At 45.5% G+C, this 14,498-nt stretch carries 6 protein-coding genes; all 6 read right to left on the bottom strand.

From position 1 onward, the window contains the following. Nucleotides 1–116 precede the first annotated feature (116 nt). The gene (locus tag ACWQ4X_RS00735) at nucleotides 117–1,352 is read right to left on the bottom strand and encodes a magnesium transporter CorA family protein (protein ID WP_457902371.1); all 1,236 of its coding nucleotides are present in this window, start codon (nucleotides 1,350–1,352) and stop codon (nucleotides 117–119) included. A gap of 191 nt (nucleotides 1,353–1,543) precedes the next feature. Next, nucleotides 1,544–3,631, bottom strand: coding sequence for a polyribonucleotide nucleotidyltransferase (gene pnp / locus ACWQ4X_RS00740; RefSeq protein WP_171334019.1), 2,088 nt, complete (start codon nucleotides 3,629–3,631; stop codon nucleotides 1,544–1,546). A 246-nt stretch (nucleotides 3,632–3,877) separates the two neighbouring features. After that, nucleotides 3,878–4,147: a 30S ribosomal protein S15 gene (rpsO, locus tag ACWQ4X_RS00745; RefSeq protein WP_004637724.1), complete on the bottom strand. Its 270-nt coding sequence runs from the start codon at nucleotides 4,145–4,147 to the stop codon at nucleotides 3,878–3,880. A 1,088-nt stretch (nucleotides 4,148–5,235) separates the two neighbouring features. Next, nucleotides 5,236–6,984 carry an exodeoxyribonuclease V subunit alpha gene (gene recD, locus ACWQ4X_RS00750; RefSeq protein WP_457902372.1) on the bottom strand — a complete coding sequence of 583 codons (1,749 nt, stop codon included), beginning with the start codon at nucleotides 6,982–6,984 and terminating at the stop codon, nucleotides 5,236–5,238. Between the two features lie 62 nt (nucleotides 6,985–7,046). Then, the gene (locus tag ACWQ4X_RS00755) at nucleotides 7,047–10,757 is read right to left on the bottom strand and encodes a UvrD-helicase domain-containing protein (RefSeq protein WP_457902373.1); all 3,711 of its coding nucleotides are present in this window, start codon (nucleotides 10,755–10,757) and stop codon (nucleotides 7,047–7,049) included. 5 nt (nucleotides 10,758–10,762) lie between these two features. Next, entirely contained in the window at nucleotides 10,763–14,440 is a 3,678-nt protein-coding gene (locus ACWQ4X_RS00760; RefSeq protein ID WP_457902374.1) for an exodeoxyribonuclease V subunit gamma, read from the bottom strand. Nucleotides 14,441–14,498: the final 58 nt, after the last annotated feature.

Below are 14,498 nucleotides of genomic sequence, written 5' to 3' on the forward strand. Positions count from 1 at the left end.
TTTATCTGCCGAATGATAAGCGGATTAGAATAAAATCAGATCATCCACTTCTGGCTGTATCAAGCATAAAAAAAGAAGATGTCATTTTAATGACATCTTCTTGTATTTGATCGTGATTATTTTAACTTGGTCAATTTTTCCACTTCTTTTAAGGTGACTTTGACGCCTTGCTTGATCGGTTCATAATCCAAGAACCACAACAAACCCACATGCTGGTCCTGATGTTGCTGTGCCAGCATATCAATCACGCTTTTTTCTCCTCGTCCAACCAAATGGCGACGATAGAAATATAGAATCAACCAGATGGTCGTCACCAGCATCACCATCAACATGATCCAAAACCCAATCGGAGATTTCAGCCCTGGAATAAACTCGAAGTTCATGCCATAAATCCCCGTGAGCAAGGTCAGTGGCGCAAAAATAGCGGTGATAATCGCCAAGATGCGCATGTTTTCATTGGTCTGATTGGCAATCGCAGAGAAATGCAATTCAATCGCTGCCTGCACCGCACTGCGTAAGCGTGTAGTGTGTTTTTGAATGCGCTCGACATGACTGACCAAATCATCGGTACGCACCAAGACAATATCGCGTTTTTCCGAGCGCTTTTTCGGTTTTAAGTGGGAATAGTTTTCCACAATTTCATCGCGTAATTCTTGCAGGACTTCAATTTGTTCTTCACACAAATTCTCGATTTGCTGAAAGGCCATGTTCTCTTGCAACAACTGATTCCATCTAGTAAAGCGACGATGTCCTTGTAACAGTTCCTGCTGCCAATATTCCACCCGTCTGGTTAAGGGCACTCGCAAATCCAAGTAACCATCCACCATGGCGTTCAATAGGCGCAACGCTAAATCTAAAGGGCTATGCGACAATTTACGCGGCTTGTTTTGCTCATCCAACGCACGGGCTGCAATCGCGTTGATCCGTTCAATGTATTGCTCCACCACCTGATTCCCCTGTTCCCGCACCGTAATCAATACTTGTGAGGTCAAGACAAAGCTAATGGGTGTGGTCGACAGTCCGAAAAAACGTTCATGCTGTTCTAAGGCTTGCTCTCCGACCTGAATTTTGTCATCGGGTGTAATCAATTTACGGAAAATCAACAGGTCATAATCTTCCATGGCATCGAAAGCACAGGGATGTTCCAGATTCAAAATATCCTTAAGATGGAATTCATTCAGGCTAATGCCGGTCAGTTCAAAGATTTGGTTTTGCCAGTGTTCGGCATGATTCACCACATCATCACGCGTGCTGTCGACCCAGATAAATTCAGGTTCAATCTCTTGCAAGGGCTGTTGTTGCACGTACAGATAAGCATCGGTCGGATGTTGATAAAAATAGTAACTCTGCATCTATCTCGTCACTCTATTCCGTCAATCTTGTTATTCATTTCATGGCTTCGAGTGTACTGCATTCAACTGAATAGATTCATTTTTATCGCAATTTCACCACAAACTTTCTCTATTTATCTTTATTCCTAAAATTCAGGCATAAAAAAGCCCACTCATTTGAGCAGGCTCTTTTTCAGATTAAGCGCAGTAGATTAAGCTTGCTCAATATCTTTCATCGTCAATTTAATACGACCACGGTTATCAACATCCGCAACTTGTACTTTCACTTCCTGACCTTCAGATAATACGTCTGCAACGTTGGCAATACGCTCATTTGAAATTTGTGAAATGTGAAGTAAACCGTCAGTACCCGGAAGGATGTTTACGAACGCACCGAATTCAACGATACGAATCACTTTACCTGTGTAAATTGTACCTGGCTCAACTTCAGCAGTCAGCGCTTGGATTTTTGCAATCGCAGCTTGTGCAGCCGCTTTAGTTTCACCAAATACGCGCACTGTACCGTTGTCTTCGATATCAATCGCCGCTTTAGTTTCTTCAGTAATGGCACGGATTGTTGCACCACCCTTACCAATCACGTCACGGATTTTGTCTGGGTTGATGTTGATGACTTGGAATGTCGGCGCATGCATTGAAATTTCAGGGCGTGCACGTGAAATCACTTGGTTCATTGCGTTAAGGATGTGCATACGACCTGCATACGCTTGGTTTAACGCAACTTCCATGATCTCTTCAGTGATCCCTTCAATCTTGATGTCCATTTGAAGTGCAGTAATACCGTTGGCAGAACCTGCTACTTTAAAGTCCATGTCGCCAAGGTGGTCTTCGTCACCTAAGATGTCAGAAAGTACTGCGAAACGCTCGCCTTCTTTCACAAGACCCATTGCGATACCCGCAACTGGTGCTTTCAATGGAACACCTGCATCCATAAGTGATAATGAAGCACCACATACAGAAGCCATAGAAGATGAACCGTTCGACTCTGTAATGTCAGATACGATACGGATCACGTACGGGAAGCGATCAGCCGCTGGAAGAACCGCTTGTACACCACGGCGCGCCAAACGACCGTGACCGATTTCACGACGCTTAGGACCAGATTCACGACCCGTTTCACCTACAGAGTATGCAGGGAAGTTGTAGTGCAACATGAAGTTATCAGTTTTTGTGCCTGCAAGGGTATCAACCATCAAGGCATCACGTGTATTACCCAAAGTTGTTGTTACCAACGCCTGAGTTTCACCACGTGTAAACAATGCAGAACCGTGCGCACGGCCTAAAACACCTACTTGTACGTCTAATGCACGTACAGTTTTGGTGTCACGACCATCGATACGTGGTTTACCCGACAAAATGTTGTCACGTACAGTGCGGTATTTCAAATCTTCGAACAATTCGTTCAAGTCATCTGCAATACCCGCTTCGTCATTTTCAGGAACGAACTGTGCAACAGCTTCTGCTTGGATTGCATCTAATGCTGCATAACGGTCTTGCTTAACTGCAATGGTATATGCTTCAGAAATTTTCGCTTCAAATGCTTCTTTCAATTTAGTACGAAGGTCTTCATTTTTCGCTGGTGCAGTCCAAGTAGACTCTGTTGCACCCGCAGCAGCAGCAAATTCTTTAATTGCTTGTACAGCAATTTGCATTTCGTCATGACCGAAAAGCACTGCGCCTAACATTTGGTCTTCAGAAAGTTCTTTCGCTTCTGATTCAACCATCAATACTGCTGATTCTGTACCTGCAACCACTAAGTCAAGGTCAGATTGCGCCATTTGTTCGAAGTTCGGGTTAAGAACATATTCACCGTTGATTAAACCAACGCGTGCAGCACCAATTGGACCACGGAACGGTGTACCCGCAATTGCCAATGCAGCAGAAGTACCAAGCATTGCAGCAATGTCAGCATCCATCGTTTTGTCAGAAGACACAACCGTTGCTGTAACTTGAATTTCGTTGTAATAACCTTCTGGGAACAACGGACGGATTGGACGGTCAATTAAGCGTGAAATTAAAGTTTCAGCTTCTGAAGCACGACCTTCACGTTTGCCATAACCGCCAGGGATACGACCCGCTGCATATTGTTTTTCTTGGTAGTTCACAGTCAATGGGAAAAAGTCTTGACCCGCTTTAGCAGTCGGTTGAGCCACAACTGCAACCAATACAGTCACACCACCCATGGTGATTAAAACTGTATTTGCTTGACGTGCAACACGACCTGTTTCAAGTACTACATTGTACTGACCATATTGGAATTCTTTACGAACAATATTAAACATCGACATATATTTTTCTTTCCTGATTTTATTCTAGTGGAGACCCCTAAGGTTTGGCATTCACAACCTAAAGTTTGTGCAAATGACAAAGCTTAGAAGCCGACCTCACTAGATACACCATTTTTAAACACAAAGAAGGAGCGAAACATTCGCCCCTTCCCCATTATCTAGACGTAGCTAGATAGACTTTAGTTTTCAGCAATACAGCATTCAACATGCAATAATCCGAAAATAAAAGTTTCAATCGAATTAACGACGTAAACCTAAAGCACCGATCAAAGCAACATAACGGCCGTGATCTTTACCATTTAGGTAGTCAAGTAACTTACGACGTTGGTTAACCATACGGATAAGACCGCGACGGCTATGGTGGTCGTGTTTGTGCTCTTTAAAGTGACCTTGTAAGTCATTGATTTGAGCAGTTAAAAGCGCTACTTGAACTTCTGGTGAACCAGTGTCGTTTTCAGCACGAGCAAATTTAGCGATGATTTCTGCGCGATCTGCGTTTGTTAAAGCCATTCGATTTCTCCGAGATGCTTAATAAGTTACATTTGATACAAATCAAACTGATTCTTCAAAACCAATTTGACTGCCGTGCATCACTACAGCAAGAGCGATATTTTAAGGGAAAACGGTGCTGATTGCAAAATATGCGCACTATTTAAATTTTCTAAATAAATAAACTTTTCTTTTCAATCACTCGCATACAACTTTGGTATGAAATGTTGCTTAGGTTTGGATTTAAAAATAAAAAATGAATAATAAATCACATTTTCACATCCATTTAACTATTAGCACCACATTGTCATATGGAGTGAGATACAAATCCTATAGACCGCTTGTCTTAAGCCAGAATACACAACCGACATTTTAATCAAGCAGCGTTTTAATGCGGCAAGTGCAGAATAAAATTTAAGCCTAATCAAAAGCTGCTGAGTGATCCCCTACAAGCAGATACAAACCCCTAAAAACCGTGCGTTAATTCTCATAAAACATCAATAAACACCGATTACCTCTAAATATAAACAAGTGCATTTTTGATACTTTATGCCAATCCACCAACTCAATAATCGCAAAAAGAAAAAAGCCCAAGCTCAGCTTGGGCTTTTTTCATTGCGCTGTAGTTCTTATATTTATTTTTATCATTGTTCTTATTGTTGCGCATTATGCGCTTATTGTGCAAACAGTCCTTGTTTCCACCAAGATGTCCTTATGTGTAACATTTTGCCACAATCAAAAAAGAAGACTAGAGGTATTTTTCCTAACACGATGTACGTTTAAACTTACAGCCGCTGAACGGTGCAGATCTAGATTGAAGAAGTTGAATGCCGCAAACCATACAAAACTCGCAGCAATAAAAAAGCCCTGTAGTCTCTCCCAAAACTACAAGGCTTAGCGGCTGTAAGTTTCCTCTTTCACCTACTTCACTGTAAGTTCGCTGTCCTATTCCGACTTTGTTATTATCCTTTTGCGATTATGGCTCAACGTTCCTTGTTGTGCTCTTTATGTGAACTCATCTTCTCAGAAACCGAATCAAAGCTCTATGCGCAAATATCTCGAATCAATGTAAGCTTTTTCGTACAAAGTCACACATTATGTAGTACAGATTAATAATACAGAATACCCTTTATTTTTTCTAAAACTCCACTGACTCGAGTGGTTCTTTTTGACAAAGCTTGCATCAGTGCCTGAGGATCTGCCAGCACACTCACCACTGTTTTAGCACGAGTAATGGCGGTATAAAGCAACTCCTGACTCAATAAGTTTTGTGCTTGCGCATCTAATACCACAGCGGTATGGGTAAACTCCGAACCCTGTGATTTATGAATGGTCAACGCAAAAGCGGTTTCTATGTTCTTGGGTAAACGAGTTGCCAGCACCCATTTCTCCAGACTTGGGAAGTAAACCTCAAACTGGGTCTGCCCCTGACGTTGCCGCTTAAAACAAATGCCGATATCACCATTCGAGAGTCCCAACTGGTAATCATTGTAGGTCATCATCACAGGACGCCCGACATACCAATCACCTTGTTTGGCGGTATAGCGGCTCAGCCCATGCAGTAAGCGCTGCTCCATCTGTTGATTGAGTTGCTTTAAGCCAAATGCACCGTGGCGAATAGCCGTGAGAATGCGATAATCATCAAAAACTTGAATGACATGCGGAATAGACACTTCAGGATCTTCAGCACTCAAATGGGTCTTCAAGGCTTCAATATAACGCTGATAGCCCAGCATCAGTTTATCGTAATACGGCTCTGTGACTTGAACCTCCTCCGCGAAATACTCCAATTGCAACACATTCGGCATGTTCGCTAGCAGTGGCACAGTTTGCAGTTCGGTCGGAGCAACCACTTGTTGCTGAAACTGCTCGAGTAACGCTTGAGAAGAAGTGACTTCAGGAGGCTGCTGAATAAATGCAGCCATTTGTCCAATCAAAGCTTCTCCATCAAAACGTCGACTGGTCTGTAAATGCACCCGATTGCCCTGCAACGCAGGAACTTGTTGCAAATCTGCCAGCACCGCCCCGACATCAACCGACGCCAACTGATTGGCATCACCCAAGAGAATCAGTCGCGCCTGATCGGGTACAGCAGCAAACAACATGCTGGCGAGATTCAAATCCAGCATAGACGCTTCATCCACCACAATTACATCATAAGGTAAAGGCTGTGTGGCATCATAGCGAGGTCGTGCGGAATGCCCCAGCCCCAACAAACGGTGCAAGGTAACCGGGTTTAATTGCTTTAATGCTGGAGTGACCAAAGTTTGCAGGTTTTCATCATTCAAGGCTTTTTGCAGGGCTTCTTTCATGCGCTGCGCTGCCTTACCTGTCGGGGCTGCCATGGCGATGCGTAAATTGGGTAATGACTGATTCAATGCTGCGATAATACGTGCCAAGGTATAGGTTTTGCCTGTGCCTGGTCCACCCGTAATAATATTCAAGGCTTGCTGACACACCATACGCAGTGCCTGTTGCTGATGCTCGTCACTCAGCAAAGTAGCATAAGCTTGCGGATCAACCATTGCGACGGCTTGTTGCTGTAAGCGTGCTACATGTCGTGCCAGCGTATCTTCCTGTTTCCAATAACGGTAGAGATATAAATACTGCGTGTCGTAAATAAAAGGCGCTACTCGACTCGACACTTCGCCCACACTGACTGCCAAGTGACCTAGATTTTGCAGGGCATTTGCCTCAACAGGCACACAACTATTGCCCTGCAACATCGCTTCGAACACCGACTGGACGACAGCATCTGCCTGTAGATTGGGTGTTGCACAAAAAGGAGGCTGCTGAATGTATTGGCTCCACGACTTGATCCATTCGGCATTCAATGGCTGTTCCTGCTTGTTTTCCACACAGTTATCCTCAAAGTTATCCACAGTCTAATTCATTGTTTTTACATCGGAGTAAGCGCTACTTATGCACTTTTATGAACATGCTCTTCAGCAAAATAGCCCAATAATGCATCCAAACGCAGAATAAATTCTGCATCAGGGCACCAATAGTTGACCCCATATTGCGCATCGCCACGCATGCCGCGCAAGTACAGATAGCTGGCACCGCCCAAATGTTTTTGAATGTCGTAATCTTCCAACTGCACTTGTAAATAACGATGCAGTGCCACCAAATACAGCCCCGCCTGCAACCAGTAACTGGCGTGTGACATGCTTTCCTGTAATTTTGATGGCGTGTAATCGGCAATATCGGCACCCAAGAAATTACTTTTGTAATCGGCAATTTGGTAACGCTGCCCATCAAAATAAACCAAGTCGATGGAACCCGTTAAATAGCGCGCGGAATTGGCAGCATTCAGTTCAGGCATGAAAATGCCATATTCGGCATATAAGTCCTGTATGCGTTTAATCGCCAAGACATGATTGGACAAGGCCAAATAGAATGGAAATTCTGCCAAATGAGATTCTGCACTCAACTGATTTAGACAAAACTGTTGATGTAATGGGGTCGACAACACCTGCGCCAACCATTCGGTCATCCAGAGCAAGAGCTGCTCTTCATCCAGTTGCTGAAAGTCTTGCTGATATTTCTCGCACAAGGCGCTCCACAAACTTGGATAATCATTTTTAAAACGGCGACGAACTTCGATTTTCCAGTCCTGTTGCTGTTGAAAATCAATATGTTCAAAAATTTCATGCAAAAAATTACCTGCCAATGTCCCCATCGGAAATTGACGCTTGATCCAACTGATCGGTTGGGCAATTGCTTCAGGTTGATCCATCGCTTCCAGATTGATTTCATCCGCGGCACTTTGTAGTTGTTCACGCTGTACCGCGAGCGCGTCCAGTGCTTGCTGCCGACTCAAATGCTGGGCCAAGGCACTAAAACTCGTTTTAGCACGTGGATAAAAGCGCTGTGTCGGAAATTCGATGGCATACAACGCTGGTTGCAGCTGATCTTGTGTACGCTTCAGTGCAAGAGGACACTCACTTAATACCGCTTCATCTGTGCTATGTGGGTGCTGAAAAACCTGATCGGCATGCCCACGCCAGAATGCCAGCCCTGTGGTCGACTTGCCCGCCTGATCTTGCAACATAGCATAAACTCGATGACTAGCACGGGTTAGAGCCACATACCACAACCGATGCTGCTCTGCCTCTGCACGCGCATTGTGCTGTTGAATCGCTACGTCATCCAAAAGGTGTTTGTCATTCACCGCAATCACGCGCTGCATTTCGGGTTGCCCTGTCACAGGATCGGGCAATTGCTGGGTGGAGAAGTTCAAGGTCTTGTTCATTTCCCGAAAATCTTTATCTGCGCCCAACAGGAATACAATCTTAAACTCCAAACCTTTGGATTGGTGAATGGTCATCAACTGCACGCCCGCCTCATTCGACAGTTTGCGTTCCAGCTCCCACTCACGCTCACTTGGTGCTTGAATTTGTCTGAGATACCAGTGATAAAGCGCCTGCGGTCCCTGAAAATGCTCACTGTGCTGACTCAGTAATTCGGTTAAATGACGTAAGTTCACCACACTGCGTTCATTGTCGCGACTTTGGCTGGCCACCAGATTCGACCATGCCTTAAACAGATTTAAAGCATATTGCCAGGCACTTAAAAAGCCCGTGTTGAACCACATTTCCCGAATATAATCAAAATCCTCGATAAACTGGCTTAAGCCTTCAGGACGTTGCTCCAACTGCATCAACTGACTCAGTTGATAATTCAGCAAGCGTGTCAGCAAAGCCCTCTTGACCTTGGCTTCATCAAAAGGATGCATGATTGCTGTCAAAATAGCCGCGACATCCTGCGCAATGGGGCTATCAAACACACTACGTTTGGAAGGTCGATTCACCCGAATTCCCAAACGCTCAAGCTCATATTGCACCTTATCCAGTCCATCATGGTTTTTGGACAAAATCGCAATATCATTTTCATCGATACCACGGTTACCTGTTGCTTCAGCCAAATACAGTTGCTGCTGAATCCCCTGATTCAACAAATCACGAATTTTCCATGCCACTTGGATAAATTCATCTTTCTTGTCTTGCAGCATCAGCCAGCGCAACGGCTGAAGATTTTGACCTTGTGCATCGACCAAAACTGGATGGAGTCTAGGCCCTGCCTCAACAGGGCTATATTCGACCTCTTCACCAAATTGGATTTGACGCTGGAATAAGGCATCCACCACCGTGACCAGTTCTGCCACAGAGCGGTGATTGTATTTCAGGCTATATAATTGCCCTTGCTTGCTCAGCACATCGACACGGGCTTTGTTATAGGTCAGCATATCGCCGCCACGGAAGCCATAAATCGCCTGTTTCGGATCACCCACCATGATCATGCAGCCTTTGGCATAATGCCCTGCATCGCGCCAGATGCGTGCCAGCATATTGTCCTGATCCTGATTGGTATCCTGAAACTCATCCACCAAAATTAAGGGATAACGGGCTTGGACAAAACGGGCAAAGCGTGCGCCTTGCGCATCTTGCAAGGCATCAGCCAAGGTACGAATTTGCTGGGAAAAAGTGGTTTCACCTTTTTGCTGCAAGACTTGTGGCAAACGTTTCTTCACTTGCGATGCCAGATAGAACTGCAAATAGCTATCCAGCGTGTCTAGGTCAAAACTGAGCTTGTCCAGACTTTGTATAAATGCGGTGAGTTCACGGATCAGCGCATGCTGTTGAAAGCCTTGCAAGACCTCATCAGGGCATTTGTTTAATACTTTATTCGTTGCATCACTCAGATTTTTCAGGGTTTCGGCATATAAAGGCGCGAATAAGGCATAGCTGCCTTGCTGCTTTAATACTTCTAACAATTCAGGCAGTTTGAGCGTCAAGAGTTGCTGTAGTTTTTGGTCATCGCGCCATTTTTTTGCCAGCAATTTAAAATGTGCACCATCGGCAGCATAGTAATCGGCCAATTCAGCAATTCGACTCCAGTCTAGCCCCAACAAATATTCAACTTGCTGATTAAAACCGTCCACATCGACTTCGGGAGCAGCCACTGCCTGAAAATGTGCAGAGGCAAAATTCAGACTGTTTTCCACCACCGCCACATAAGCCTGCTGCGACTTTAATTTCTTGTTGAGCAGCAGATAGTCCAAAATATTTTGTGGTTGCTGCTGAATCCATTCGCGTAGTACATCGTGAATCAGTTGCTGAGTATATTGTTTGGCATCATCGGTAATTTCTGCCCGTTCAATTTTGCCGCTTTCAAAGGCAAATTCGCGCAGTAACTTCTGACTAAAACTATCCAAGGTCCCGACAAAAAGTTCATCCAGTTGATCAATCACCAATTTCAGCCGTTCACGTGCATAGTCGACCCGCGGTGCATAATCCTGCAATAGCTTTTGATATAAGGGATCCGACTCTACTGTCATTTTCTGTTGCAGTTCGGATTGCGTCAGCGTTTGGCAGGTTTCAAAATAACGCAAGGTATCGACTAAACGACTGCGAATCCGTCCTTTCAGCTCCGCCGCTGCAGCTCGGGTAAAGGTCGTGGCAATCACCTGATTCGGCAGATAATCGCCCAAGAAAATCCTCACCATCAAACTGGACAAGGTAAAGGTCTTGCCTGTGCCCGCGGAAGCTTCAATCCAGTGCAGCCCTTTAAATTGCATATCTACAATGGGATGATAAGAAATTGAAGCAGGTGGAGTTAATGTGATCATCTGCATTATTCCTTGATCAATTGTTGATACTGAAAAATCGGGGCATATAAGTCATAGGCATATTGCTGACAGGCTTGTGCCAACAGCGCAGTACTATCTTGCTGTTGCAGGATAAACTGCCAATCCCGATGCTGTTGACTGGCTTCATTGTCCAGTACGGAGAAACCTGCAAAACGTCCATCATCCTGCCAGTCTTTTAGCAAACTGTCCCAGTCTTTAATCTGAGGTCGTCCTTGTTCATCCGGCTGCCATTCCAGCTGTTTGCCTTTTTCTGCCGCTTTAAACAGTAACGCCGCAGGTAACACCACAGGCGTGGTTTGTCCGTGTTGCCACAACTTAAACCATACACTCAAATATTCTCGTGCCTGATGGGAAGTCACCCCACTACACAATACGGTCTGGTCACTAAACACCACCAATCGCGCCAAGTCCTGTCCAGCATGACCCAAGTTTTCATGTGCCAGCCAGAACAGATATTCCAGCCAGAGTTGCACCCGTCGTTTGGCACGGACACTCGATGCTTCCAGACTGACCCATTGCTGCGTTGATTGCGCGGGAACGCTAATCTGAAACTGGATCGTTGCATCCATATTCCAGAGCTGCTGTGTGACAGGCGTGACCTCTGTCGCATAACGCTGCAAACGTGCCTGTAATTGTTGCTGCTCAATCACACTGATTTGCCATGCCGCCTGCTGCATTTTACCTACAGGCAATTGATCCAAGAGCAGTTCGGGTTGGGTCGACTGTCCTTGCTGCTGCAAGAAATGGCGCACCGCATAACGTCCCAAACCATCTAAAACTAGAGGTTCCACTTCATCGGGCAAGTCTTCAGGTTTTAAGTTTTCCACCCCAAGGGTTTTCAGATACAGACGCGCGGGGAAGCAGACATCCTGAATCCATTGTCGGCTTTGCAGACTCAAAAAATCACTTTGCGTCGCGAGATAAGGACTATCTTGCCATGCCTGACGTTGCCCCGTTGGTGCCGAAATCTGTTGTGCCACCCGATACCAATGATCCTGAAAGCGGGTCGGCTTCGGCTGGGTAAATCCTGCAACATCAAAAGGCTGTAAGGGATGAATCTGATACAGCGTATTCAATTGTACAGGTACATCTAAGCCTTGCAGATTCTGGATCGGTTCTTCCACTTCATTTTTCTGGGTAATCAACGCCAAATGCTGAATCAGTTCCTGCAAGGCGGTAGATGGCTCACGCACTTCACCATCATTGACATCAAAACCGTTATAAAACAGCCACAAATTTTGCTGAGCCAGCAGCAAGGCATCCAAGAATGCCCCTTGATCATCCTCTAAACGCGAGCGATCGCCCAATTGCGGTTTCAAGATATCCATCAAATCAAAAGGTAAATGTTGATTGCGACTTGGGAACTTGCCACTGTCCAAATTCAGCATCACAATCAGGCGATACGGAATCGGACGAATCTGCCCCAACTGGCTAAAGGTAATTTGTCCCGTCGGTTCCGCCTGATCCAGCTGTGCATCCAAGGTGGTTTGAATTTCATCCAGCAAATACGCCAACGGCAAACTTAACTGATCCAGACCATATTGATCCTGCCCTTCATAGAAGTTAGACAAGGTCAGCATGCGTTCTTGTTTTTTAATAATTTGTGCAACTGTGGTCAAGACGTCGACGCCCGCCTGCTCAAATTCCGCGACTTCCTGCATCAGAATTTTCAGCCATTGCTCAACCTGTTTGGGCTGCTGTTGTTCATGTGCCAGCAACCAATCACGGCGCGCATCCAAGTCTTGATAAATCTGAATCAACTTCGCGATCAGCTCAAAATCGCTCGGCATCACCTCGGCAAAACTCAGGGTGTCTGCAAACAGAGTATGTTCTGGAATGGCGATGCCCAAAGCCAAACGATCCAGCGCAAATTTAAAGCTGAAGCGGTAATCGCAATCACCTTCGGTCAGACTAAGAGCCAAATGTGCTGCATCGAGTCCACGCTTAAAGCCCGCTTGTTCCAGCAGCTCCAACATGCGTTCGACGGCATTCATGTCTAAAGCATAGCATTGCTGCGTGGCCGCCAAACTCAACCAGTCAGCAAAGTCATCCAGACGGAAGCGTCCTTGGGTCAATTGCATGCGTCCCAACACCGCACGCCAAGCATTGGCTGCATCCAGTTGGGTTACGCCTGCAATTTTCACAGGTAGATAAATACTGTCTTGGCTAATTCGTCCCGAACTGGCACCCGCATCTTCACGTTCCCGCACGGGCGGTGCAAACACGCTGCGAATATGCGGTTCAATTTCTTTTAAATTGGGACTGAGCACCAAAATATCGCTTGGACGGCGAGGTTGTTCTTTACTGCCCTGTGCCAACCATGCAATCAACTGCTCTTTCAGCACTTCCAACTGCCGTAAACTGGAATGACAGACATGTACTTGTATGGAATCATCCTGTGCATCCAGCTCAAATTGATGTTGTTCAGGCTCGACCAAATACAGAATATCCGACTGGACTTTACCCAATAAGGTCGGCTGATATTCATCCACGAACACATCTGCCCAAACCCCATCTTCACCCGAAGAAAGTCCCGAAAGCAGTGAAAAGTGATCACGTGCTTGCTTGCCAAAGCGGGTCAACAGCGGATGGCGAGATTCACGAATTTCGGCATTAAAATGCAGGGTAAAATCCTGAAAAAACTGTTGAATTTCAGCATCACTCGCTTGCGGATTTTTAGCAATAAAACGCTCTTTAACCCGTAAGTCGTAACGTGCTTTCCAGTTCGGATCGACACTGTCTGCCCAGTATTCCTGCGATGGGTTATAGTGCAACAGGTAAATATCAAGGTATTGCCCCAAACGCTGCAAAAACTGTAACTGACTTGGAGGTAAGTCCAGCAGGGTAAACACCACCAAGGGCTGTGGCAATTTTTTTAGTGCCGCTGCATTCGGTGCTTCCACACTGCCCAAGGTCTGCCAAAATGCCGCATCAATCTGCTGCATTTCCATAAAATCCTGATGAAACACCACCTGCCATAGCCAGCGCTGCCATGCTTCTAGTTCATGTGCCTGATTCAGGGTAAAGGCCGAAATTTCGGTATTGGTCTGAAAGAACATCTGCTCAATGGCTAAGGCTTGATCATTGCCCCAGCGCTGCAACCAGTTGGTCGGACAGGAACATTGATGAGCTGGACAATTTTTCTGACAATGCCCGCGATATTCCATGTAATGGCTGAATAATTTGGACACCTGCTCTGCCACCCAATACAGCATGCGCTGCTTCTTCAGCTGTTTTTCGCTGCCTTGTTGCAGTTGATCGGCACTGGCATAAATGCGTTGCACAATCGGGGTCAGGGGATGTTCCGCATCTAAGCTGCAATGTTCAGGCTGAATATACGCCAGCAAGGCTTGATAGACCCGCCATTTAATAATAATCCGTGGAATATTGGCTTTACGCACCTGCTCTTTGTCTTGATCCAGCACCCACTGATAGGCAGACCATTGAAAACCACGAATGCGATGGTGAAACTGGGTATTGGCACTAATGCCTTTTTGTTCTGCTAACTGCTGGGTCAACCAGGCTTCTACAGCTGGTGATGGCACAATAAAATGCTGGGTTTTGAGCACCTGCAAGGCATTGCGACTTTGAGATTTTACCGTTTTCAACATGGCCTGTAACAATACATCAATCCGTTGACTTTGAATCACGTGAATGGCCATGAATATTTATTCTCCGACGATAAATGAACGACAATCTACAAAAGCATAAAGATTATTG

Source organism: Acinetobacter sp. NigerLNRRAM0016 (assembly GCF_054112845.1).